At 71.6% G+C, this 23,921-nt stretch carries 18 protein-coding genes; 15 read left to right on the forward strand and 3 right to left on the reverse strand.

Annotation, left to right across the window (positions count from 1 at the left end):
- The first annotated feature begins 15 nt into the window (after positions 1-15).
- From MMF94_RS16720 to MMF94_RS16750, 7 genes are all read left to right on the forward strand, one after another.
- The gene (locus MMF94_RS16720; protein ID WP_241037664.1) at positions 16-813 is read left to right on the forward strand and encodes a TIGR03936 family radical SAM-associated protein; all 798 of its coding nucleotides are present in this window, start codon (positions 16-18) and stop codon (positions 811-813) included.
- 166 nt (positions 814-979) lie between these two features.
- Positions 980-4,165 (forward strand): translation initiation factor IF-2 N-terminal domain-containing protein, encoded by a 3,186-nt coding sequence (locus tag MMF94_RS16725; protein ID WP_241037665.1) that lies wholly within the window; start codon positions 980-982, stop codon positions 4,163-4,165.
- Positions 4,166-4,294: 129 nt separating this feature from the next.
- The gene (gene rplU, locus MMF94_RS16730; RefSeq protein ID WP_241037666.1) at positions 4,295-4,603 is read left to right on the forward strand and encodes a 50S ribosomal protein L21; all 309 of its coding nucleotides are present in this window, start codon (positions 4,295-4,297) and stop codon (positions 4,601-4,603) included.
- A gap of 12 nt (positions 4,604-4,615) precedes the next feature.
- Positions 4,616-4,873, forward strand: a complete 258-nt coding sequence (gene rpmA / locus MMF94_RS16735; RefSeq protein ID WP_241037667.1) for a 50S ribosomal protein L27 — start codon at positions 4,616-4,618, stop codon at positions 4,871-4,873.
- Between the two features lie 83 nt (positions 4,874-4,956).
- On the forward strand, positions 4,957-6,519 hold the full coding sequence (obgE, locus tag MMF94_RS16740; protein ID WP_241037668.1) for a GTPase ObgE: 1,563 nt from the start codon (positions 4,957-4,959) through the stop codon (positions 6,517-6,519).
- Entirely contained in the window at positions 6,516-7,640 is a 1,125-nt protein-coding gene (gene proB / locus MMF94_RS16745) for a glutamate 5-kinase (RefSeq protein ID WP_241037669.1), read from the forward strand. Before obgE ends, proB begins: the two co-directional genes overlap by 4 nt.
- 927 nt (positions 7,641-8,567) lie before the next feature.
- Positions 8,568-9,815, forward strand: a complete 1,248-nt coding sequence (locus MMF94_RS16750; protein WP_241037670.1) for a methyltransferase domain-containing protein — start codon at positions 8,568-8,570, stop codon at positions 9,813-9,815.
- Between the two features lie 44 nt (positions 9,816-9,859).
- On the opposite strand, the gene MMF94_RS16755 is transcribed toward MMF94_RS16750, so the two are convergent.
- Positions 9,860-11,938 carry a RecQ family ATP-dependent DNA helicase gene (locus MMF94_RS16755; RefSeq protein WP_241037877.1) on the reverse strand — a complete coding sequence of 693 codons (2,079 nt, stop codon included), beginning with the start codon at positions 11,936-11,938 and terminating at the stop codon, positions 9,860-9,862.
- A 334-nt stretch (positions 11,939-12,272) separates the two neighbouring features.
- Between MMF94_RS16755 and MMF94_RS16760 the strand changes: the two genes are divergently transcribed.
- Positions 12,273-12,839, forward strand: a complete 567-nt coding sequence (locus MMF94_RS16760) for a dihydrofolate reductase family protein (protein WP_241037672.1) — start codon at positions 12,273-12,275, stop codon at positions 12,837-12,839.
- Between the two features lie 235 nt (positions 12,840-13,074).
- On the opposite strand, the gene MMF94_RS16765 is transcribed toward MMF94_RS16760, so the two are convergent.
- Complete coding sequence (locus tag MMF94_RS16765) at positions 13,075-14,082, reverse strand: RNA polymerase subunit sigma-70 (RefSeq protein ID WP_241037673.1); 1,008 nt, start codon at positions 14,080-14,082, stop codon at positions 13,075-13,077.
- Between the two features lie 152 nt (positions 14,083-14,234).
- On the opposite strand from MMF94_RS16765, the gene MMF94_RS16770 reads away from it, so the two are divergent.
- From MMF94_RS16770 to MMF94_RS16780, 3 genes are all read left to right on the forward strand, one after another.
- Positions 14,235-15,119 carry an AAA family ATPase gene (locus MMF94_RS16770; protein WP_379660462.1) on the forward strand — a complete coding sequence of 295 codons (885 nt, stop codon included), beginning with the start codon at positions 14,235-14,237 and terminating at the stop codon, positions 15,117-15,119.
- A gap of 78 nt (positions 15,120-15,197) precedes the next feature.
- Positions 15,198-16,622 (forward strand): vWA domain-containing protein, encoded by a 1,425-nt coding sequence (locus MMF94_RS16775; RefSeq protein WP_379660470.1) that lies wholly within the window; start codon positions 15,198-15,200, stop codon positions 16,620-16,622.
- Between the two features lie 127 nt (positions 16,623-16,749).
- The gene (locus MMF94_RS16780; protein ID WP_241037676.1) at positions 16,750-18,306 is read left to right on the forward strand and encodes a M28 family metallopeptidase; all 1,557 of its coding nucleotides are present in this window, start codon (positions 16,750-16,752) and stop codon (positions 18,304-18,306) included.
- A 9-nt stretch (positions 18,307-18,315) separates the two neighbouring features.
- Here MMF94_RS16780 and MMF94_RS16785 read toward each other — a convergent pair whose 3' ends face one another.
- A complete protein-coding gene (locus MMF94_RS16785; protein ID WP_241037677.1) occupies positions 18,316-19,083 on the reverse strand; it encodes a maleylpyruvate isomerase family mycothiol-dependent enzyme in 768 nt (255 codons plus the stop codon).
- A gap of 142 nt (positions 19,084-19,225) precedes the next feature.
- Between MMF94_RS16785 and MMF94_RS16790 the strand changes: the two genes are divergently transcribed.
- From MMF94_RS16790 to MMF94_RS16805, 4 genes are read left to right on the forward strand one after another with little or no spacing between them, the layout of a single operon-like run.
- Positions 19,226-20,200 (forward strand): ABC transporter substrate-binding protein, encoded by a 975-nt coding sequence (locus MMF94_RS16790; RefSeq protein ID WP_241037878.1) that lies wholly within the window; start codon positions 19,226-19,228, stop codon positions 20,198-20,200.
- Complete coding sequence (locus MMF94_RS16795; RefSeq protein ID WP_241037678.1) at positions 20,187-21,128, forward strand: amino acid ABC transporter permease; 942 nt, start codon at positions 20,187-20,189, stop codon at positions 21,126-21,128. Before MMF94_RS16790 ends, MMF94_RS16795 begins: the two co-directional genes overlap by 14 nt.
- Positions 21,121-21,903: an amino acid ABC transporter ATP-binding protein gene (locus MMF94_RS16800; RefSeq protein WP_241037679.1), complete on the forward strand. Its 783-nt coding sequence runs from the start codon at positions 21,121-21,123 to the stop codon at positions 21,901-21,903. The genes MMF94_RS16795 and MMF94_RS16800 overlap by 8 nt, the downstream gene beginning before the upstream one ends.
- Positions 21,900-23,666 (forward strand): aminotransferase class V-fold PLP-dependent enzyme, encoded by a 1,767-nt coding sequence (locus MMF94_RS16805; protein WP_241037680.1) that lies wholly within the window; start codon positions 21,900-21,902, stop codon positions 23,664-23,666. The genes MMF94_RS16800 and MMF94_RS16805 overlap by 4 nt, the downstream gene beginning before the upstream one ends.
- Positions 23,667-23,921 lie beyond the last annotated feature (255 nt).

The following is a 23,921-nucleotide window of genomic DNA, read 5'->3' on the forward strand; positions in this document are numbered from 1 at the left end:
TCGTAGGCTCTGCGCATGGCCCGCGTGCGCCCCGGAGAGGCGGCGAACCCAGCTCCGCCCACCGTTCAGCGCGTACGGGTGCGATTCGCGAAGCGCGGCCGCCTGCGCTTCCTCTCCCACCGCGACGTGGCACGCAGCTTCGAGCGTGCCGTGCGCCGCGCCGGCGTGCCGGTGGCGCACTCCCACGGCTTCAGCCCGCACCCGCGGCTGTCCTGGATCGGGGCTGCGCCCACCGGCTCGGCCAGTGAGGCGGAGTACCTGGAGATCGGCCTGACCGAACCCGTCGATCCCGCGGCGCTCATCGGCGCGCTCGACGCGGCCCTGCCCGACGGCCTCGACGTGCTCGAGGCCGTTGTGGCCGACGGCGCTGCGCTGGCCGAGCGCATCGACGGCAGCCGCTGGCTGATCGAGCTCTCCGGTGTCGCACCCGACACCCTTCGGGCCGCGCTCACGGCGCTGCTGGCCGAGTCGTCGGTCGTCGTCGAGCGGGTCACGCCGTCCGGGCGGCGGCAGATCGACGTGCGCGCTGCGCTGGTGCGCGCCGACGTCGTGGACGCGGCCGACGGCGTCTCCTCGGGTCTCTCAGGTTCGACGTCGCCCGATCAGTCACCATCCTGTGCGATAATGGCAGTGGTCGTACGGCAGACGACACCCGCCGTTCGACCCGATGACGTGTTGGGTGCACTCGACGTTGTCGCAGGCCTCAGGCCGCCGGTGCCCGCGAAGGCGACTCGGATGGCTCAGGGACTGCTCGACCATCGAGGCGACTTGGCCGACCCACTCGGTTCCGACCGGGTCACCACCCGCGCCTGAAAGGGCGGGTCGGCTCGCCGGTCACGGCGCGTCGTCGGGTACACAGCCGCCCCCCGGGGCGGGAGCGAGACCAAGGATTGCTCGTCGCGCACCGCGCGGAGAGAAAGAACTGCACGTGTCCCCGCGTGGCCGCCTCCCAGGAGGCGCCCGGGGGCGGAGGAGCTGAATGTCGAATAACGATTTGCCTGCCGGTAGCGCCGGCGGGCCCGTCACCGTACCCGGCCTGGACGAACTGCCCGAACGGATGCGGGTGCACGCGCTGGCGAAGGTGCTCGGCCGCACGAGCCGCGAGGTGCTCGCCGCCCTGGCCGATCTGGGCGTCGAGGCGCGTAGCGCGCAGTCGAGCATCGACCGTAAGTCTGCCGAGCAGGTGGTCACCGCCCTGCTCCCAGGTGTCCCCGAGTTCTCGGCCGGTCAGGCCGAGCCCGCGAGCGGCCCCGCTGAGCCCGCCGCGGGCACCGTCGAGGAGGAGCCCGCCGCCGAGGAGCCCGCGGCGCCGCTCACGCCGGTCTTCGCGCCCCCCACACCGCTGTTCCAGCCGCCCACCCGGCCCACCCGCACCCGCCGCCGCGGGGGCGAGCCCGAGGCCGCTGCCGACGAACCTGGCCCGCCGGCTCCCGCCCCCGAGCCGGTCAGCGCCCCCGAACCGGCTGCCGAACCCGTCGCTCCCGAGGCGAGCGACGACTCCGACGAGGACGGCGACGGCACCCGCCGCCGCAGGCGCCGTGGGCGCCGCGGGCGTGGCCGTGGACGCGGTGGCGACGGGTTCGAGGACGAGAACAGCTCCGACGAGTCCGACGACAGCGACGACTCGGCGGAGGCCGCCCGGGCCGACACCGGAGACACCGACACCACCGAAGCCGAGGGCTCCGGCGCGGAGTCGGATGCCGACCGCGACGACGACGGCGACCGCGACGGAGACGACGAGACCGGCGGCTCGCGCCGCCGCCGCAGGCGTCGGCGCAGGCGTGGATCGGGCGATGAGAACGACCAGGCCGACGAGGCCGACACGCCGAACACCGTCGTCCGGGTGCGCCAGCCGCGCGAGCGCTCCGACGACAGCGATGGCGACGGCGTGCAGAGCGTGCGCGGATCCACCCGGCTGGAGGCCAAGCGCCAGCGCCGTCGTGACGGCCGCGACGCCGGCCGCCGCCGGGTCCCGATCCTGTCCGAGGCCGAGTTCCTGGCCCGCCGCGAGTCTGTCGACCGGGCGATGGTCGTACGGGAGCACGGCGACCGCGTCGAGATCGCGGTGCTCGAGGACGACGTCCTCGTCGAGCACTTCGTCACCGACCACGGCGGCACCGGGCCGTCGATGGTCGGCAACATCTACCTCGGCCGCGTCCAGAACGTGCTGCCGAGCATGGAGGCCGCGTTCGTCGACATCGGCCGCGGTCGCAACGCCGTGCTGTACGCCGGCGAGGTCGACTGGGACGCCGCCGGTCTCGGCGGCAAGGCGCGCCGCATCGAGCAGGCGCTCTCCAGCGGCGACAGCGTGCTCGTGCAGGTCACGAAGGACCCCATCGGGCACAAGGGCGCCCGGCTCACCACCCAGATCAGCCTGGCGGGCCGCTTCCTCGTCTACGTCCCGTCCGGCGGTGCCGCAGGGATCAGCCGCAAGCTGCCCGACGTCGAGCGCAAGCGGCTCAAGGACATGCTCAAGGAGATCGTCCCGAACGACGCCGGGGTGATCATCCGCACGGCGTCGGAGGGTGTGAGCCACGAGGCGCTGGAGCGTGACGTCCGCAGGCTGCAGGCGCAGTGGGACGTCATCCGCACCAAGGCCGAGCAGACCGGCCCCAGCAAGCCCAAGGCCCCCGTGCTGCTCTACGAGGAGCCCGACCTGCTCCTCAAGGTCGTCCGTGACCAGTTCAACGAGGACTTCTCGCGCCTCATCGTCGAGGGCGACGACGCCTGGGACACCCTGCAGAACTACGTCGGGCACGTGGCTTCGGAGCTGGCCGACCGGCTCCACCGCCACGTCGGTCCGTCCGACGTCTTCGCCGAGTACCGCATCGACGAGCAGCTGCTCAAGGCGCTGGACCGCAAGGTCTGGCTGCCGTCCGGTGGCACGCTGGTGATCGACCGCACCGAGGCGATGACGGTCATCGACGTCAACACCGGCAAGTTCACCGGCTCCGGCGGCAACCTCGAGGAGACCGTCACCCGCAACAACCTGGAGGCGGCCGAGGAGGTCGTCCGCCAGCTGCGGCTGCGTGACATCGGCGGCATCATCGTCATCGACTTCATCGACATGGTGCTCGAGGCCAACCGCGACCTGGTGCTGCGCAGGCTCACCGAGTGCCTGGCCCGCGACCGCACGCGCCACCAGGTCGCCGAGGTCACCTCGCTCGGCCTCGTGCAGATGACGCGCAAGCGCGTCGGCGGAGGGCTCCTCGAGCACTTCTCCACTCCCTGCGAGCACTGCCGCGGCCGCGGGGTGATCGTCAACACCGATCCGCTGGGTGACAGGGGCGACTCCGGCCGGGATCGCTCGGAGCGTGCCGACCGGGACGTGTCCAGCCGCCGGCAGCGCCGTGGTCGCCGTGGCGAGGGCGAGGAACGCAACGGCCACGGGCAGTACAACGGCGCCCGCGTCGACACCGAGCCCGTCTCCGCTCCTGTCGCTGTGCCTGCCGACGAGACCGACCAGAAGCCGGACATCTCCGAGGCCTCGATCGACGTCGGCGCTCCGGTGCCGGTGACGGAGGACCTGTCCGTGGCCGATGCTCCGGCCGTCGTCGATGCACCTGTCGCGGCCGACGACACGGTGGTGGACGCCGCCGAGGTCGCCGACGCGCCGGTCGTCGATGCTCCGGCCGTGGAGCCGCCGGCCGTCGAGGCTTCCGCCCCCACCGGTCGTCGCACCGGGCGCCGGATCGTCCGGCGTGGAGTGGTCGAGACGTCGCCGCAGGCGCGACCCGTAGACGTCGCCGACGTCGCCGCCGATGCCGTCGAGGAGGTCGTCGTCGAGCGCTCGCTCGCCGAGCGGACCGCGCCGGCCCCGGCCGAGTCGCCCGCCGCTGGATCGCCTGCCGTCGAATCGCCCGCGGCCGAATCGGCTGACGCCGGCGACACCGTTCCTGCTGCTCCCGAGCCCGTGGCGGAGCCGCGGCCCCGCCGACGGGGCCGGGTCACGCGCACGGCGGGAGCGCCCAGCGCGGTCGCAGGCGATGCGCCGGTGGCTGCCGTGGTCACGGTGCCGACGGCAGCGGCGAGCCAGCCGGTCGCGTCGGTCTCCGCGCCGCCGCAGCCGGAGCCCACCCTCACCAGGCCGCGGCGCACCCGCCGTGCGGCCTCCCGCCCGGCCGGTCCGCCGGCAGGCGGGGAGAGCGGGGGAGACCCGGTTTGAACCACCCCGTAGCCCTTCCGTACCCTGGGGTACCTGCGTCGCGCTCCGTCCGTCGGCTGCCGCGGCACTTGCAGAGCCACAGAGGTTCCGGTTCTGTCTCTCGTCCCACGAGCTAGGAGCAGTGCGTCGATGTACGCGATCGTCAAGACCGGCGGCAAGCAGTACAAGGTGGCCGTCGACGACGTGGTCACCGTCGAGAAGATCGACGGTGAGCCCGGTGCGGAGGTCAGCCTCCCGGCCGTGCTCCTGGTGGATGGCGACGACGTCACCACCGACGCGGCCGCACTGGCCGCCGCGTCGGTCACCGCCACGGTCGTCGAGCACACCAAGGGCCCGAAGATCCGGATCCACAAGTTCAAGAACAAGACCGGGTACCACAAGCGTCAGGGGCACCGTCAGCCGCTGACGAAGGTCCAGGTCACCGGCATCGCGAAGTAAGGAGACGCAGCCATGGCACACAAGAAGGGTGCGTCCAGCTCACGCAACGGGCGCGATTCCAACGCACAGCGCCTCGGCGTGAAGCGCTTCGGCGGTCAGGTCGTCGGCGCGGGCGAGATCATCGTCCGCCAGCGCGGCACCAAGTTCCACCCGGGCACCGGCGTCGGACGGGGCGGAGACGACACGCTCTTCGCGCTCGTCGAGGGTGCGGTCGAGTTCGGCTACACCCGCGGCCGCAAGGTCGTCAACATCGTGCCGGCGTCGGCCTGAGGCCGGCACCACCCCAGTTCTTCTAGAGACGGCGGGCCGCCCTCGGTGGGTGGCCCGCCGTCGTCGTGTGTGAGGAGAGGTCGATGTCGAAGTTCGTGGACCGGGTGGTGCTGCACGCCACCGCGGGGGCGGGCGGCAACGGCTGCGCCTCGGTGCACCGCGAGAAGTTCAAGCCGCTCGGCGGCCCTGACGGCGGCAACGGCGGGCAGGGCGGCTCGATCGTTCTCGTCGTCGACCCCGGGGTCCATACCCTCCTCGACTTCCACCACCGCCCGCACGCGATGGCCCGCAACGGTAAGCAGGGCCAGGGTGGCTTCCGCGCCGGCGCCAACGCCGAGGACATGGAGCTACGGGTGCCCGACGGCACTGTCGTCTTCGACGACAACGGCGAGATCATCGCCGACCTCGTCGGCGCCGGCACCCGTTTCGTCGCGGCGGAGGGTGGGCGTGGCGGGCTGGGCAACGCCGCGCTCGCCTCACAGGCCCGCAAGGCCCCCGGATTCGCGCTCCTCGGTGAGCCGGGAGAGAGCCGTGACCTCACGCTCGAACTGCGGTCGATGGCCGATGTCGGCCTCGTCGGGTTCCCGTCCGCGGGCAAGTCGTCGCTGGTCGCAGCCCTGTCCGCGGCGCGGCCGAAGATCGCCGACTACCCGTTCACCACGCTCGTGCCGCAGCTCGGGGTCGTCACCGCAGGCGAGGAGGTCTACACCGTCGCCGACGTCCCGGGTCTCATCCCCGGGGCGTCCGAGGGCCGCGGTCTGGGCCTGGACTTCCTGCGCCACATCGAGCGCTGTTCGGTGCTCGTGCACGTCGTCGACTGCGCCACGTTCGAGCCCGGCCGTGACCCGGTGTCCGACGTCCAGGCGCTGGAGGACGAACTCGCCCGCTACACCCCGGCGCTGGGCGGCGAGCTGTCCGAGCGGCCCCGGCTGATCGCGCTGAACAAGATCGACGTCCCCGACGCGCAGGAGATGGCCGAGCTCGTCACGGCCGAGCTCACCGAGCGCTACGGCTGGCCGGTCTTCCCGATCTCCACGGCGAGCCGCGCCGGGCTACGGGAACTGACGTTCGCCATGGCCGAGCAGGTGCGGGCCTACCGCGCCGCCCAGCCGGTGGCCGAACCCACCCGCATCGTGCTGCGACCACAGGCGGTGGACGACGCCGGGTTCACGATCGAGGAGGACTCCGAGCTTCCCGGCGGTTTCATCGTTCGCGGCTCCCGCCCCGAGCGGTGGATCCGGCAGACGTCGTTCGACAACGACGAGGCCGTCGGATACCTGGGCGACCGCCTCGCGCGGCTCGGCGTGGAGGAGGCCCTCGCCAAGGCCGGCGCGAAGCCGGGCTGCCCGGTGACCATCGGCGACGTCACGTTCGACTGGGAGCCGAGCACGCCCGCCGGTGTCGCCGTGCTGATGTCCGGCCGCGGCACCGACCGGCGGCTGGACCGCGACTCGCGTGTCAGCGCCGCCGAGCGCAAGGCAGCCCGCATCGAGCGGCGCAGACCACGCACCGATGCAGAGCTGTTCATGGAGGAGCCGGACGGGCCGGCCGAACGGTTGACCGACCCGGATGCGGGTGGCACCTGGGACGACGCCGTGTGGGACGAGCCTGCGGACTCCGGGGATCGGCCCCGGACCAGGCCGTGACTGCCCGGCGACAGCTCGCAGCGGCGCGCCGGATCGTCGTCAAGGTCGGGTCGTCGTCGCTGACCAGCCTGGACGGCGGGCTCGACCCGCTGCGGCTCGAGGCACTCGTCGACGCGCTCATCGCCCGCCGCAGCGCGGGCAGCCAGGTGGTGCTCGTGTCGTCGGGGGCGATCGCGGCAGGCCTCGCCCCGCTCGGGCTGGCTCGCCGTCCCCGGGACCTCGCCACCCAGCAAGCCGCGGCGTCCGTCGGGCAGCTGTTGCTCGCGCAGGCCTACGCGGCGTCGTTCGGGCGGCACGGGCAGGCGATCGGGCAGGTGCTGCTCACCGCCGACGACATGATCCGCCGCGCCCACTACCGCAACGCCCAGCGCACGCTGGAGCGGCTGCTCGGCCTGGGCGTGCTCCCGGTGGTGAACGAGAACGACACAGTGGCCACCGACGAGATCCGCGTCGGCGACAACGACCGGCTGGCCGCGCTCGTCGCCCACCTGATCGGAGCCGACGGGCTCGTGCTGCTCTCGGATGTCGACGGTCTGTACGACGGCGACCCGCGGCTGCCCGGATCGCGGCTGCTCAGCGAGGTGGATGCGCCGACGGATCTCGCATCGGTGCGGGTCGCGCGCCCTGGCGAGGGGAGCCTCGGGCGCGGCGGGATGGCCACCAAGATCACGGCGGCGGCGATGACCGCTGCCGCGGGTATCCCCGTGCTGCTCGCGGCGGCCGAGGACGTCACCTCCGCCCTGGACGCCTCGGAGACGGGCCCCAAGGTGGGCACGGCGTTCCGGCCGTCCGGGCGGCGGATGTCGGCCCGGCGCTTCTGGCTGCGCCACGCGGCGGACGTGCGCGGATCCCTCGACCTCGACGCCGGCGCAGTGGCCGCGGTGATCGGCCGCCGCCGCTCCCTGCTCGCCGCCGGCATCCACGGGATCTCCGGCGACTTCGTCGCAGGTGACGTGGTGGACCTCGTGGGGCCGCACGGACAGGTCGTCGCGCGCGGTGTGGCGGGGTTCGACGCCACGGAACTGCCCGCGCTCATCGGCCGCCGCTCTCGCGACCTGGCCCCCGAGCAGCGCCGCGAGGTCGTTCACGCCGACGACCTGGTCCCCCTGACCACCCCCTGACCCCCGACGCCCCGCGTTCGCCAGTTCCCGGGGCCCGGCTTCCAGAGCGCGGGTGGCCCCCTTCCCCGCGAGTTGCCCGTTCTTCGGGGGCGAGTCGCCGCTATTCGCGTGCGAGTCGCCCGCGAGCACGGCCGTGTCCGTCGTCGCGGCCGTGGGCTCTTCCAGAGCGCTCCCCACGCTTCGCGCGGGTCGCCTGTTTCCAGAGCGCGAGTCGCCTGCCTTCCCCGTGTGAGTCGTCGCGTTCGCTGAGCGCGGGCCGCCCCCACGGGCCGAGCGTGGATCGCCTTGCTTCTGCGGTTCGCCTGTTGCTCGGGCGCGAGTCGCCCGTTTCGCGTTCGAGGCGCCGCCCCCTAGAGTGCGGGTTGCCTCTCGCCCAGAGCACGTCGCGCGAGTTGCCTGTTCCAGAGCGCGAGCCGCCCGCCTCCGCGTGCGAGTCGCCGCGTTCCCGCCGCCGTTCCTGCGGAACGCCCCTTCTTCGGGCGCGAGTGCGACTCGCGCGCAGGAACCGGCCGACTCGCGCGCGTTTGTCCGCCCGTTCTCGCGAGTTGCCTGTCGCTCCGGCGTGAGTCGCCCCGTTCCGCGTGTGAGCTGCCTATGGTTTGCGTAAGTCGCCCGTTCCTGAGGTGAATCGCCCGCTACCTGCGAGAGGCCCGTTCTCCGGACGCGCGTCCGCTCGCTCGTCACGGCGGTCGTCGGTTTCCGGGCGTAAGTCGCTGCCGGCTCGCACGAGCCACTCAGGGCCGCCGGCCTTGTTTTGCGCGAGTCGCCGGTTCCCCGCGAGCGGCTCACTCCGAACTGCGAATCGTCCGCCATTCACACGCGTTGTCCGCCCGCACGCCAGTCTCCGGCTCAGCGTTGCCCACGCTTCGCCTGCGAGTCGGCTGACCCGGGTTGTCGCCACCCCGGCGCCCGGACGAGGATCGGGCGGTGGCTGCCGCTGACCGCGCTCGCGCCAGCATGGTCGACGTCCTCTGTGACGCCGGCCGTATCCGCTCGCCCGCAGTCGAGGACGCGTTCCGGAGCGTGCCACGCCACCTGTTCCTACCCGGGCTCTCCCTCGACGAGGCCTACGCCGACGAAGCGGTCGCGGTCCAGTTCGCCGACGGTGTGGCCACGAGCTCGGCATCCCAGCCGTCCATGATGGCGATCATGCTCGAGCAGCTCGACCTGCGGCCCGGGCAGCGCGTCTTGGAGATCGGGGCGGGCACCGGCTACAACGCCGCTCTGATGGCGCGGATCCTCGGCCCGAGCGGAACGGTCACAGCTGTCGACATCGACGAGGATCTCATCGAGCGCGCCGCTTTCCACCTCGCGAGCGCTGGGGTGGACGGCGTGGAGTTGGTGGCTGCGGACGGTGCGCTCGGCTATCCGCCCGGGGCGCCCTACGACCGGATTGTGCTGACGGTCGGCAGCGGCGACATCCGGCCCGAGTGGGTGGCCCAGCTCGTGCCGGGCGGGCGGCTGCTGCTGCCGATCGCCGTGCGGGGGAGCCAGCTGTCCACGGCCCTCGACCTCGGGCCCGACGGCGTGCTGCGCAGCCATTCCGTGCGCAGCTGCGCCTTCATCCGGCTTCGTGGCGTGGGGGCGAGCACGGACGTCGCGACCCGGCTCGACGGCGTCGGCCTCATGTTGCAGGTGCCGGAGGACGGACCCCGGGCGGAGGCAGCCGGCGTGTCCGCGGCGCTCGCCGAACCGGGTGCGCTGCTCACCGTGCCCGTGGCGCTCGGCGCCGCGGACGTGTGGGACGGGTTCGGACTCTGGCTGGCCCTGACCGAGCCGGGCGCGTGCCGGCTGCTGGCCGCCGAGCCGGAGACCGGCCTGCCCGACGGCTTGCTGCCCCTCGGTCCGGGTTCCGGCACCATCGCGCTCGCCTCCATGGCTGACACGCAGCCGCCCGGTCTCGCGATGGTGGTGGCCGGACCAGGGCGACCGGACGGTCGCGGGCCAGGGGCCGTGGCCGTGCGGGAGTTCGGCAGGGGCGGGCCGACCCTCGCCGGGCGGTTGCTCGCGGCGCTCGACCGGTGGCTCGCCGCGGGGCGGCCGGGCGCGGCGGAGTGGCGGATCGTCGCCGTGCCCGCCGGGGCGGCCTACGAGGACCCGCCGCCCGGCGTGGGCGTGGTGCGCAAGGTGCACTGCAGCCTGCTCGTGGACCTACCCGTGCCCGTGCCGAGCTGAGCGGGCTCCTCCAGGACCGCCGCTGCGGAACCGGTGGCTCGGGCTCAGCCGGCTTGCGCCAGCGCGAACGGCAACACGGCGGACGCCCCGGCTCGGCGCAGCATCCTGGCGGCCACCGTGGCCGTCCAGCCGCTGTCGATCACGTCGTCGACGAGCAGGACGGGCCCGTCGGGGACGGCGAACGCCGGTGGCTCGAACGCCGGCCAGACCGCGGCCAGCCGCTGAGCGCTGTTGGAGTGCTCCCCAGGCCGCGGCCCCGCGGGGACGACGCTGCCCAGCAGCGGGAGCCGGCCGATCTCGGCGATTCGACGGGCCAGGTGGTCGAGCTGGTGGGGCCGGGTGCGCGAGCCGATGCCGACCACGCCCACGGGGCGCTCGGCCCATCCCCATCCGGCCAGCACCCGGACGCACGCGTCCAGCACGTCCTTGGGAACCGGCGCGTCCTGGCCCGTGACCAGCTCACGCAGCCGGGTGCCCCATCCGATGTCGGACAGCCGCCCGATGACGCGCCCGGTATCGGCGAGCTCTCCCGCGGAGATCCGGCCGGACACCGGCACCCCGAGCTCGGCCATCCCGCTCGGCCACTGCTTGCGCGGCGCGACCTCGACACCGGGACGGGCGAGCCGTTCCTCCGCCGCGGTGGCGGCGCTCGTGTCGACGTCGGTGCTCCACATCGGGCCTGCGCAGTTGTCGCAGCGCCCGCACGGCTGAGCGTGGGGATCGTCGAGCTGGCGGCGGAGGAACACCAGCCGGCAGTCGGTGGTGTCGATGTAGTCGAGCATCGCCTGCTGCTCGGCGCGGCGGGCCTCGGCGATGCGCCGATGGCGCTCCTCGTCGTAGACCCACTCCTGCCCGGTGGCGACCCATCCGCCCTTGACGCGCTGCGCCGCGCCGTCGCTGTCGAGCACCTTGAGCAGCATCTCCAGGCGGGTGCGCGAGAGGTCGACGCGCGTCTCGATCGCGGCCGTGGAGAGCGACTCGGGCCCGAGAACCCGCAGTGTCTGGCGAACCACCGGCTCCGGCGGGAACGCGAGCGAGGCGAAGTAGGACCAGATGTCGCGATCCTCCTGGCCGGGCAGCAGCACCACCTCGGCACGTTCGACGGCACGGCCTGCGCGACCGATCTGCTGGTAGTAGGCCACCGGCGACGCAGGAGCGCCGAGGTGGACGACGAACCCGAGATCGGGTTTGTCGAAGCCCATGCCCAGCGCGCTGGTGGCGACGAGAGCCTTCACGCGGTTGGCGAGGAGATCGCCCTCGGCTGCGAGCCGCTCCTCGGGCTCGGTCTTGCCCGTGTACGACGCCACCGGGTAGCCGCGCTCGCGCAGGAACTCCGCCACCTCCTCGGCGGCCGCGATCGTGAGCGTGTAGATGATGCCCGCGCCGGGCAGGGCGTCGAGCTGCGCAGCGAGCCAGCCCAGCCGCTGCGCGGGCGTGGGCAGCCGCACGACGGACAGCCGCAGGCTCTCGCGGTCGAGCGTGCCGCGCAGCACCAGTGGCTCCCCAGAGGCCAGCCCCAACTGCTCGGTGACGTCGACGACCACCCGGTCGTTGGCCGTGGCGGTGGTGGCGAGCACCGGGATGCCGGCGGGCAGGTCGGCGATGAGCGCGCGCAGCCGCCGGTAGTCGGGACGGAAGTCGTGGCCCCAGTCGGACACGCAGTGGGCCTCGTCGACCACGAGCATCCCGGCGCTCGCGGTGAGCCGGGGCAGCACGCGATCACGGAAATCCGGGTTGTTGAGCCGCTCGGGGCTCACCAGGAGGACGTCGACCTCGCCGGCGTCGACCGAGGCATAGGTGCGCTCCCAGTCGGCGGTGTTGGCCGAGTTGACCGTGGCGGCGTGGATGCCTGCGCGCGCGGCGGCGTCGATCTGGTTGCGCATGAGCGCCAGCAGCGGCGAGACGATGACGGTGGGGCCGGCGCCCGCGGCCCGCAGCAGCGCCGTGGCGACGAAGTACACCGCCGACTTGCCCCACCCCGTGCGCTGCACCACCAGCGCCCGCCGTCGATCTGCGACGAGCGCGTGGATCGCCGTCCACTGGTCGTCGCGCAAGCGGGCCGATGGACCGGCCAGGGTGGCGAGCACGGCCTCGGCGCGCTGCCGGAGATCTTGCTGTGTCAGATCTTCGTGCGTGGAGGTACCTGTCGTCACGCAACCCATGGTGGACGAGCACACCGACAGCCGAGCGAGCAGGGGAGTCCGGCTGTGGACAACCGGTGTGATGCCTGCGTCCGCGAGCCTGCGGATCGTCTCGAGCACCCATGCCGAGAGCAGTAGTCGAGACCTGTGGATGGAGATCTTTCAGCGGCTTCGGCTTGGGGTCGTTCGACGATCTTGCCGGCCTCGAACGTGGCGCCGGCGCGAGGACCACCTGCGGACGCAGATCGAGCACAGATTAGGTTTCCGCGCCGCGCCCGTCTGTACGTGTGAGATCGACTCACGGGAGGTTGACACAATGCGGAAATTGATCTTCGGCATGAACGTGACCCTGGACGGCTACATCGCCGCGCCCGGCGACGACATCGGCTGGAGCGGCCCGCGGAACGACGAGCTGTTCCAGTGGTGGCTCGACCAGGAGCGGGCGAACGACCTGTCGCTGTACGGGCGCAAGCTGTGGGAGACGATGAGCTCCTACTGGCCGACCGGCGACCAGCAGCCCGACGCCTCCCCGGCGGAGATCGAGTTCGCGCGGAACTGGCGGGACACGCCGAAGGTGGTGTTCTCCTCGACGATCGACAAGGTCGACTGGAACACCCGCCTGGTCACCAGCGCCGCGGTCGCCGAGATCACCCGGCTCAAGGCCGAGGACGGCGGCCCGATGAGTATCGGCGGCGCGACGCTCGCCGGTGCTGCCATGCGGGCCGGGCTGATCGACGAGTACGCTCTGGTCACCCACCCGGTCCTGGTGGGCGGCGGCACGCCGTTCTTCACGGCGCTGGACAGCTGGGCGAACCTGAACCTGGTGGAGACGCGGACGTTTCCCGGCGGCGTGGTGCTCACCCGATACGAGACGGGGCGATGAGCACGGGCCAGACGCTCGGCTCGTGAGGCCAGGTCGAAATCCTTCCTCACGTGCTCACCGTGGCCCTCGGCTTCGAGGCAACTTTCCCGGCCCCTTCGTCGCGTTCCGAGTGAGGTGTTGACCGACTCGCCGAAGATGAGAACGGCGCTGGGTTCTGCCGGCCGGGTCGTTCCACGGGTGATTTCGACGAGTCCAGCCCGTGCGCTGGACTCGTCGACGAGCGGGACTTTCGTGATCACAGTGTCGGAGGCAGCCCCAGCCATGGTTTGTCGGTGGCGTCGAATCCGGTGAGCTCGGCGATCTTCCCGTCGGCGATGTGCAGGACCGCGATGTTCAACAGCCGGTACTCCGGGTCGTCGGGGGTGCGGCGGTACAGTGCGGCGGCAGGCATGCAGTTGACCGTCGTGGTGATACAGCGCCAGTCGTCGTAGCCGGGCTGGAAGAGCCCACCGGAGACCCAGCCGTCCACCGCCTCCTTGGCCCCCGTGATCACGGTGCCCGGATCGGGCAGCATCGCGAAGCGCAGGTCGTCGCGCAGCAGGGACATCAACCCGTCGAGGTCGTTGCGCTCATGGGCGTCGATGTAGGACTTCACCACGCTGCGCTCGTCATCCGACAGCTCGTGAGTGGCAGGGCTCCGCCAGTCGAGGCGGCGGTCGGGCAGCTGCTCGCGCATCGTCACGCGCGCCCGCTGCAGTGCGCTGGTCACCGATGCGACGGTCATCTCGAGGACGTCGGCGGCCTTCGACGCCGGCCAGCCGAGGACGTCGCGCAGGATGAACACCGCCCGCTGCCGCGGCGGCAGGTGCTGGACGGCAACGATGAACGCCAGCTCGATCGTCTCCCGCGCCACCACCGATTCCTGCGGATCCTCGGGGAGCATCCGGTCGGGGTAGGGCTGCAGGTACAGCATCTCGGAGCCGGAGTCCGACAGCCCGGACGGTACGGGTGTCCGGTCGTTGCGCTTCTCCAGGAAGTCGAGGCAGGCGTTCGTCGCGATCCGGTACAGCCAGGTCCGCAGCGCGGCGTGGCCCTTGAACGACTCCCGCTTGTTCCACGCTCGTAGGAACGTCTCCTGCGTCACGTCCTGGGCGTCCTCGTAGTTCGCGAGCATCCGGTAGCAGTGCACATGCAGCTCACGCCGGTGGCGCTCCGTGATGAGTGCGAACCGCGCCGCGTCGCCTGAGCGGGCCGCCGCGATGAACGTGGCCTCATCGGCGCCCAGCGGTCTGGCGTCGGTCATGGTCATCAATCCTTTCACCGGTGCGAGGGCTACCAGAACTGACGACATGGCGGAGGATTTCTGATCGGTGAAGCCGCAGCCGCGGCCATGAGCAGTGTGCCTTCCTGTCCGGTTCGGGCCACCACTTCGTTCACGGGCTGTCGCGAGGCAGGATGGGACGGGTGAGTGCTCCCCAGTCCCCGTTGTTCGGCTCGGTCGCGGACGTGGCCGAGCGGCTGGCCGGCGTCGGTTACCTGGCCTCCACCGCCGTGGCCACCACCGTCTACCTGGCCGATCGGCTGGGAAAGCCGCTGCTCGTCGAGGGACCGGCCGGGGTCGGCAAGACCGAGCTGGCCAAGGCCGTCGCGGAGTCGACAGGCTCGGGACTGGTGCGGCTGCAGTGCTACGAGGGCATCGACGAGGCCCGCGCACTCTACGAGTGGAACCACGCCAAGCAGCTGCTGCGGATCACCGCGGGTCAGGGTCGCGAGTCCTGGGACGACACGCGCGACGACGTGTTCTCGGAGGAGTTCCTGCTCGCGCGCCCGCTGCTCACCGCGATCCGCCGCACCGAGCCGACGGTGCTGCTCGTCGACGAGATGGACAAAGCGGACGTCGAGGTGGAGGGCCTGCTGCTCGAGGTGCTCTCGGACTACCAGGTCACCGTCCCGGAGATGGGCACCGTCACCGCGTCCCGCCGTCCGTTCGCGCTGCTCACGTCGAACTCCACGCGCGAGCTCTCCGAGGCGCTCAAGCGTCGCTGTCTCTTCCTGCACCTGGACTTCCCGGACGCGGACCTGGAACGGCGCATCGTGCAGAGCCGCGTGCCGGAGCTGGCCGAGTCGCTGGTGGACGCCCTCGTGCGCACCGTCCGCGTGCTGCGCGGACTCGAGCTGCGCAAGGCGCCATCGGTGGCCGAGACGATCGACTGGGGCCGCACCCTGCTGGCGCTCGGGCTCGACACGCTGGACGACGAGACCGTGCGCGCCACCCTCGGTGTGGTGCTCAAGCACCAGTCCGACGCGGTGAAAGCGGCTGCCGAGCTACGCCTGAACTGACCCGGCGCGTCGGGCCACGGGTCGGCGAGAAGCTGGCCCAGCAGCCCGGCGATGGCTCATGATGAGACGGTGACCACAGTGGCCGGCCAGAGGTCGGAGCACGGCCTGCCCGGACATCTCGTCGACTTCGTGGCGGCCCTGCGGCGTCATGGAGTGTCGGTCGGGCCGGGGGAGACGGTGGACGCCGCGCGCGTGCTCGGTGCGCTCGACCTGATCCATCGCGAGCACGTTCGCGAGGGACTCGCTGCAGCCCTGCTGCGCCGATCGGGTCAGCGGCAGGTGTTCGACACCCTCTTCGAGCTGTACTTCCCGGCGGCCCTGGGCTCCGGTTCCGCGGAGGTCGAGGTGCCCCGCGTGGACGACGTGCCCGACGGGCCCGTGGACGTCGACGCGCTCCGCGACATCCTGGCCGACCTGCTGCGCGACGGCGACACCGAAGCCCTCGCCGAGCTCGCCCGCGCGGTGGTGGACGCGCTCGGGCACTCGGGCGCCTCCGGCACGGGCGTGCGGGGGGCCGGCGGGCAACCCAGCTGGTCGGCCTACCAGGCGCTGCGGGTGCTCTCGCCCGAGACGCTGCTGGCCCGGATCCTCAGCGACCTCAAGGCAAGCGGCGCCGACGAGGATTCATTCAGCGACGAGGTGCGCCGCCGCGAGATCCGTGATCGCATTGCGGCGTTCCGCAAGATGGTCACCGACGAGGTGCGCCGGCGCACCGCCGAGCAGCGCGGACGCGACCACGTGGCCAAGACGGCCGTGCCCAAGCAGGCCGAGCAGGTCGAGTTCCTGTCCGCACACGCTGAGCAGCTCGCTTTGCTTCGCCGCACCGTGCATCCGCTGGCCCGCCGCCTCGCGTCCCGGTTGGCGGTGCGCCGAAAGCACGCCAAGCGCGGCACGCTGGACATGCGCCGGACGCTGCGCCGGTCGATGTCCACCGGCGGCGTGCCGATGCGCCCGGCGTACCGCAAGCGACGCCCCGGGCGCCCGGAGCTGGTGGTGCTCTGTGACGTCTCCGGCTCGGTGGCCGGGTTCAGCCATTTCACGCTGCTGCTGGTGCAGGCCCTGCGCGAGCAGTTCAGCAAGGTGCGGGTGTTCGCGTTCGTCGAACGTGCCGACGAGGTGACGCACCTCTTCGACCCGGGGATGGGGCTCTCCGGGGTGATGCAGCGGGTGTTGCGGGAGGCCGACCTCGTGGCCTTCGACGGCCACAGCGACTACGGCGGTTCCTTCGGCACGTTCGCGGAGAACTGGGGCGACGTGGTGACGCCGAAGACCTCCTTACTGGTGCTGGGTGACGCACGCACGAACTACCGCGACCCGAACCTCATGGTGCTGCGCCGGCTCGTCGGGCAGGCGCGGCACGCCCACTGGCTCAACCCGGAGCCGCGCAGGCAGTGGGGTACCGGTGACTCCGCCGCCCTCCGCTATGGCGAGGTACTACCGATGCACGAGTGCCGCACGGCAGGGCAGCTCGCCGACGTGGTGGAGGGGTTGCTTCCGGTCTGACCTCGAGTCGCTAGCACACGCGTACCGAGCGAGTCCAGTACTTGACCCTGCGTGACGGAACTCGGCATTCTGCTCCGTCAGAGTGATCCACGCAAAAGGGTCATCGTTGACAACGGTGGAGTGCCTCATGACCGCAGCTTCGGTGTCCCGTCGATCACGAGTGGTTGCCGTGGCAGCCGTTGCCCTCGCCGCGTCGCTGCTGGGCGCCACTCCTGCCGCGGCGGCCTCTGCCGACGCTGCGGGGGCGCAAAAGTGCGGCACGGTGGACCAGATCATGGAGTGCGTCTCCGTGGAGGGCGTGCGCGCGCACCTGGAGGAGTTCCAGGCGATCGCCGACGCCAACGACGGCACGCGCGCCTCGGGCACCCCGGGCTACACGGCGTCGGCGGAGTACGTGGCCGAGCAGGCCCGCGACGCCGGGCTCGACGTGACTACCCAGGACTTCGAGTTCGCGTTCTTCCAACTGAACAGCCAGGCCTTGGCGCAGACCGAGCCCACCTCCGTGACCTATACGGCGGGCACCGACTTCGTCGCGACGACGTTCTCGGGCAGCGGTGACGTGACCGGCACGGCCGTGCCGGTCGACCTTCGGCTGCCCTCGACCGGCGGCTCCACCAGTGGGTGCGAGGCCGAGGACTTCGCCGGCTTCCCCGACGGGGGCATCGCACTGCTGCAGCGCGGCACCTGCGAGTTCAGAGTGAAGGCGCGCAACGCCGAGGCCGCAGGCGCCGTGGGTGCGGTGATCTTCAACGAGGGCGACGCGCCGGATCGCACCGAGCTGCTGCAAGGCACGCTCGGCGCGCCGATCGGCATCCCGGTGGTGGGCACCACCTTCGCCATCGGCGAGGCGCTGCAGAACGCCACCGTGCAGCTGCAGGTGGACGCCGTGAGCGAGAACCGCACAACCACCAACGTCTTCGCCGAGACGCCGAACGGTGGCGACAACGTGGTGATGGTGGGGGCCCACCTCGACTCGGTGCCCGAGGGCCCCGGCATCAACGACAACGGCAGCGGAAGCGCGGCGATCCTCGAGGTGGCGCGGCAGATCGCCGGGGTGAAGACGGATGCAACGGTGCGATTCGCCTGGTGGGGTGCGGAGGAGCTCGGGCTGCTCGGCTCGCAGCACTACGTGCAGACGCTGCCGCAGGACGAGCGCTCCCGGATCGCGGGCTACCTGAACTTCGACATGGTCGGCTCGCCCAACTTCGTGCGGTTCGTCTACGACGGCGACAACTCCGACGCCGCCGGCGCGGGCCCCGGGCCCGAGGGCTCGGCTGCCATCGAGGACGTGTTCGAGAAGTTCTACGCCGACCGTGGCCTGGCCTACCAGGGCACCGACTTCGACGGCCGCTCCGATTACGGGCCGTTCATCGCGGCCGGGATCCCCGCGGGCGGGCTGTTCACCGGCGCGGAGGGCGTGAAGACCCCGGAGCAGGCGTCGGTGTACGGCGGCACGGCGGGAGCTCCCTTCGACCCCTGCTACCACCAGGCCTGCGACACGATCACCAACATCAGTGACACGGCGCTCGACGAGAACGCCGACGGGATCGCCTTCGCGACCCTCACGCTCGCATCCGATCCGACGCTGATCACGGGCCCGGCGCCGGCGGCACCGTCCGGGCCGGCCGCACCTCCCGCGGGTGGCGGCGGGCTCGCGCACGACCATGAGGGCCTCCGCTCCTGACGGTGGCGCTCAGTCGGTGCCGGTACGCAGGGCGAAGCGCTCGGCCACCGCGATGTCGCCCGTGACCGGCAGCTCGCCTGCGGGGCGGCGGCGGTAGAGGTAGAGCAGCAGGTCGGACGCGGATGCCTGGATCAGCGCATCCGGCCGCTGATCGGTGCGGTCGGCCAGCCGTTGCCACCGAGTGGCGCCGTGCTCGTCCTCGCCGACGGCCCATCGGATGCCGGTGTCGACGGCCGAGAGCTCCAGCGTGCCCCCGACCGGAGCGGCTTCCTTCGTGCGGAACGGGGTGCTGACCTCGAGGAACTCCTCGACGGCATCGGTGGCGGCCGCGGCGTCGAGAGCCTGTGGGCGTCCGACGGCCTGCTCGGCGTCCCAGCGGTGGACGGCGGCCTCCTGGACCTGGTGGCGCACCACGAAGCCGGCGTCGCTCCTGGCGGCCCAGGTGTAGACGGGCTCGTCGGGCGCCGCCCCCCGGAGCGACTTCACCAGCCGAGAGGCGCCGGCGCGTAGCTCGGGCACCAGCCGCTCCTCCTCGGGCCGCGCGGCCTCGGGGACCGTGGCCGGATCCTGCACGCGCTCGGCCACGACGGTGCCCCAGAACTGCTGCACCTCGAGCAGGTGCCACACCAGGTCGGCCACCGACCACTCCGGGCAGCTCGGCACGGGTGACGTGAGATGGCCCTCGGCCGCGTCGGCGAGGGCGAGGGTGTCGGCCTCGATGCGCTGGAACGGATCGAAGTGGGTGACAAGCCCGTATGAGCTGCGGTGATCAATCACGATGGGGACGCTAGCGGGAGCGACCGACAGGAACCGGACCTCGCTTCGACCGTTTCAACTGTCTGTTGACCACTTCAACACGGAGTTGTAGCGTCTGCGCCCATCCTGCCGCTCCCCGCTCCTGGAGGTATCCGTGCCTGTCCTGCCGCAGAATCCGACGGGCCGGTCCCGATCGGGCAGTTGGTGCACCGCCGCGCTCGCGGGGCTCCTGGCCGTGGTGCTCGCCGGGTGCGGTGGCGGCGGGGACGGCGGAGAAGCCGCCGCGCCGCAGGCCCCCGGTGGTGGAGGCGCGATCCCGGACGTCTCCGCGGTGGTGTCCGGAGTCCAGAAGGATCCGCAACTCGCCGCCATGCTGCCGCCGCCGATCGCGCAGGCGGGCGTCCTGTCCCTCGGCTCGAACCTCCAGTCGGCGCCGAACAACTTCTACGCGGCTGACGGCACCACGCCCGTCGGCTACGAGGTCGACCTGGCGAAGGCGATCGCGGCGAAGCTCGGCGTCACGGTGAAGTACCAGGACATGGCGTTCGGCTCGCTCATCACGAGCCTCCAGTCCAGCCGGGTGGATCTCACGATGGCCGCGATGAACGACACCGCCGAGCGTCAGAAGCAGATCGACTTTGTCGACTACTTCACGTCCGGCATCACGATCATGGTCCGCAAGGGCAACCCGGACGGCATCACGGGCCCCGACACCTTGTGCGGGAAGGCGGTGGCGCTCGTGCAGGGCACGAGCCACCAGGAGTTCGCCACCGAGCAGAGCGCGAAGTGCGTGCAGTCCGGTCAGGCGGCGATCACGATCACTGCCACCGACAGCGACACGCAGAACCAGAACCAGCTGCGCACCGGCCGGGTCGCGGCCATCCTGAACGACCTGCCCAGCGCGGTCTACATCTCGCGAACGGCGGGCGACGGCAACTTCTTCGAGGTCGTTCCCGGCGAGCCGATCAACGGAGGCCCGTACGGGATCGGCATCAACAAGACCAACACGCAGCTCACCGAGGCGGTGCGCGGGGCTCTGCAGTCGCTGATCACGGACGGCACCTACGGCAAGATCCTCGACGCATGGGGCGTCCAGCAGGGGGCCGTCCAGCAGGCGGGCACCAATGCCGGAAGCTGACGTGGAGCAGGGGCGCTCGCTCGCCGTGGGCGAGGAGTTGCCGATCGTCCGGCTCCGCCACTGGGGCCGCTGGATCAGCGGCGCCGTCGTCCTCGCCCTGCTCGCCCTGCTCGGGGTCGCACTGGCGCAGGCACAGATCGACTACGGTTCCGTTCCCAAGTTCCTCTGGTACCGGGTGGTGCTGGTCGGCCTGCTGAACACGGTGCTTCTCGCCGTGATCGCACAGGGGTCGGCGATCGTGATCGGGGTCGTGATCGCCCTGATGCGCCGCTCGGTCAACCCCGTCGCGCGGTGGTTCGCGGCGGCCTACATCTGGCTGTTCCGCGGTCTTCCGGTGCTGCTCCAGATCCTGATCTGGTACAACCTGGCGCTGGTCTTCACCTACATCTCGATCCCGCTGCCGTTCGGCGGCTACCTGCTGCACGAGCAGACCAACGTGCTGGTCACCGCGTTCGTGGCGGCGCTGCTCGGGCTGGCGCTGAACGAGAGCGCCTACATGGCCGAGATCGTCCGGGCCGGGCTGAACAGCGTGGACGGCGGTCAGACCGAGGCGGCGAAGTCGATCGGGATGGGCCCGCTGCTGACGCTGCGCCGGGTGGTGCTGCCCCAGGCGATGCGGGTGATCATCCCGCCCACGGGCAACGACTTCATCAACATGCTCAAGGGCACCTCGATCGCCTCCGTCATCGGCGTCACCGAGCTGATCCACGCCGCCAACAACATCTCGTCCAACAACCTGCTGGTGATGGAGACGCTCCTCGCCGCCGCGATCTGGTACATGGTCGTGGTCACGATCGCCGGAATCGGCCAGCACTATCTGGAGCGGTCGTTCGGCGCGGCCGACCGCGTGGGTTCGGCCGGCGGTGCCTGGTCGCGTGCGGCCCGCGCGCTCCGCACCGCCCCCACGGTGAGGAGCCGGGATGTCTGACGCGATCCACGACCAGGCGCCCGTGCTGCGTGCCGTCGGCGTGCGCAAGCGGTTCGGCGACACGGAGGTGCTACACGGCGTCGACCTGACCGTGTCGAGGGGGAAGGTGGTGTGTCTGCTCGGTCCCTCCGGCGCAGGCAAGAGCACGTTCCTGCGGTGCATCAACCACCTCGAGACGATCGACGGTGGCCAGGTCTGGGTGGACGGGGAGCCCATCGGCTTCCGGCTGCGCAACGGGAAGCTCTACGAGCTGCCCGAACGCGAGGTGGCCCGCCAGCGCCGCCACATCGGCATGGTGTTCCAGCGGTTCAACCTGTTCGCCCACCGCACCGTCCTGGAGAACGTGGTGGAGGGTCCCGTCAAGGTGCTCGGTGTGGCTGCCGCTGCCGCTCGCCGGGATGCGCTCGAACTGCTCGACCGGGTGGGGCTCGCCCATCGGGCGGACGCGTACCCCGGGCAGCTCTCCGGCGGGCAGCAACAGCGGGTGGCCATCGCCCGCGCGCTCGCGATGAAGCCCAAGCTGATGCTCTTCGACGAGCCGACCTCGGCGCTGGACCCCGAGTTGGTGGGTGAGGTGCTCGAGGTGATGCGGGCGTTGGCAGCCGAGAACATGACGATGGTGGTCGTGACCCACGAGATGGGTTTCGCCAAGGAGGCCGCCGACGAGGTGGTGTTCATGGTCGACGGTGCGGTGGTGGAGACCGGGCCGCCGGATCAGGTGCTGGGCGCGCCGCGTCACGAGCGCACCCGCCAGTTCCTGGCCAGGGTCCTGTGAGCGGCGACGTTCGCGAGGCCCGGCTCTCGCCTCGCTACCTCGCCCAGTTCGACGAACCGGCCGGGTATCTCGACTTCGCGCGGTTCGGTCCACCGTCGCATGTGGTGCTGGACACCACCGCGCAGCTGCTGGAGCTGTCGACGAAGGCCGGTCCCGCCACGGTCGACGAGCTGATGCGGCAGGAGGTGCGCGCGAAGGCGGCCATCGCGCGGCTGTGCGGCAGCGACACCGACCACGTCGTGCTCGTGCCGAACACCAGCACGGGCCTCTTCCAGGCGGCGTTCAACGCGCCGGGTGGCGAGGTGCTCGTTGCGGCTGCGGAGTTCCCGGCCAACACCTACCCGTGGGCCCGCGCGGAGGCAGTGGGCCGCAGCAGGGTTCGCTGGTTGTCCCCGCCCGACGGGCACGTCACGGCCGACGCGGTCGCCGGGGCCCTGACCGGCGACACCGCCGTGGTCTCGGTCAGCGCGGTCGACTTCCGCACCGGCTATCGGGCGGATCTCGCCGCACTCCGCGAGGTGGTGGGCGATCGGCTCCTGGTGGTGGACGGAATCCAGGGGTTCGGGGCGGTCGACGCGCCGTGGGACGCTGCCGACGTCCTCGTGGTCGGCGGTCAGAAGTGGTTGCGAGCGGGCTGGGGCACGGGCTTCGTGGTCCTGTCGGACCGCGCGTTCGAACGGATGCAGCCGGTGCTCTCCGGTTGGACCGGCGCCCGTGACCCAGGGCTCTTCGACGACGAGATCCACCCGCCTGCCGACACCGCGGCTGCCTGGTCGATCAGCAACCTCAGCCCGGTCACCTCGGGTGCCTTCGCCGCCGCGCTCGAGCTCGTCGAGGACGCCGGCATCGCTGCGGTGGAGGGCCGCATCCAGGAGCGTGTCGGGGAGCTGGAGGAGGCACTGCTGTCGCTGGGGGCACGGATCGTGTCGGCCACCGGCAGGCGTGGGGGCATCCTGGCCTTCGAGCTGCCGGGGCAGCCCGCTGAGCGGGTCGGCGCAGCGCTGGCCGCCGAGGGGATCGCCGCGACGGTGCGTACCGAGCACGTCCGACTATCGCCCCACGCCTCCACCCCGGCGTCGGTCGCGGAGCATGTCCGGTCGACGCTGTCGCGGCTGGAACGGGCTCCCCTTTCCTCGTCGTCACGGCCCACGGTCGGGTCGTCCGGCGAGGCGTCACACGGCGTGCTCACCGCGCTGATCCCTGCGGTGTCGGGCCTGGCCACGATGCTTGGTCCGGGCAACGAGGTGGTGCTGCACGACCTGTCGCGGCTACCCGACTCGATCATCGCGACGGCGGGCGACGTCACCGGCCGCGCCACAGGCGGCCCGATGACCGACCTGCTGCTCGGGCTGGTGCGCCGCGGCACCACGCACGACCTCACCGACTACGAGACCCACGGGCCGAACGGCCGTCCCATCCGCTCGTCCACGATCTTTCTGCGGGACGAGGCGGGGGTGGCGATCGGCTGCCTGTGCATCAACAGCGAACGTCCGGCCGCCACGACCGGCGCTCGCGGCGAGGTGGAGCAGCGCGAGACCTTCCTGCCGGACGTCGACAGCCTGCAACGGTTCCTGGTGGACCATGCGATCGACCGCACCGGGGTGCCGGTGGACCTGATGAAGAAGAGCCACAAGGCTGCCGTGGTGCAGGAGCTGGACGAGGCAGGCTACTTCCTGATCAAGGACTCCGTGGACCGGCTCGCTGCCGAGCTGGCAGTCACCAGGTACACGATCTACAACTACCTCAACGAGATCCGCCGATAGCGGCTCGGCAGACTGTTCATGATCATCGGTTCGGGGTCGGAAGCCGGGTTATGTGCCGTCCCGGGGCCCGAAGTGTTGATCATGGATCCGCCATGTGCCAGAGGCGGGCGATATCGATCCAGCAATCGCCCTCCAGGCTGATCAGCATGATCATCGGTTTGGGACCGACAAACGGGTCATGTGCTGCTGTGAGGCCCCAAGTGTTGAACAACGCGTTGCGCCCGCACGCCCTGGGGCCGGTCGCCTCGGGCGGGG

It is taken from the genome of Pseudonocardia alaniniphila, assembly GCF_022524485.1.
In the GTDB taxonomy this organism is placed as follows: domain Bacteria; phylum Actinomycetota; class Actinomycetes; order Mycobacteriales; family Pseudonocardiaceae; genus Pseudonocardia; species Pseudonocardia alaniniphila.

Coding starts and splice junctions, on each gene's coding strand:
- MMF94_RS16720 (WP_241037664.1), top strand. CDS start 16: ATGGCCCGCGTGCGCCCCGGAGAGGCGGCGAACCCAGCTCCGCCCACC.
- MMF94_RS16725 (WP_241037665.1), top strand. CDS start 980: ATGTCGAATAACGATTTGCCTGCCGGTAGCGCCGGCGGGCCCGTCACC.
- rplU (WP_241037666.1), top strand. CDS start 4,295: ATGTACGCGATCGTCAAGACCGGCGGCAAGCAGTACAAGGTGGCCGTC.
- rpmA (WP_241037667.1), top strand. CDS start 4,616: ATGGCACACAAGAAGGGTGCGTCCAGCTCACGCAACGGGCGCGATTCC.
- obgE (WP_241037668.1), top strand. CDS start 4,957: ATGTCGAAGTTCGTGGACCGGGTGGTGCTGCACGCCACCGCGGGGGCG.
- MMF94_RS16760 (WP_241037672.1), top strand. CDS start 12,273: ATGCGGAAATTGATCTTCGGCATGAACGTGACCCTGGACGGCTACATC.
- MMF94_RS16765 (WP_241037673.1), bottom strand. CDS start 14,082: ATGACCGACGCCAGACCGCTGGGCGCCGATGAGGCCACGTTCATCGCG.
- MMF94_RS16770 (WP_379660462.1), top strand. CDS start 14,235: ATGGGACGGGTGAGTGCTCCCCAGTCCCCGTTGTTCGGCTCGGTCGCG.
- MMF94_RS16780 (WP_241037676.1), top strand. CDS start 16,750: ATGACCGCAGCTTCGGTGTCCCGTCGATCACGAGTGGTTGCCGTGGCA.
- MMF94_RS16795 (WP_241037678.1), top strand. CDS start 20,187: ATGCCGGAAGCTGACGTGGAGCAGGGGCGCTCGCTCGCCGTGGGCGAG.
- MMF94_RS16800 (WP_241037679.1), top strand. CDS start 21,121: ATGTCTGACGCGATCCACGACCAGGCGCCCGTGCTGCGTGCCGTCGGC.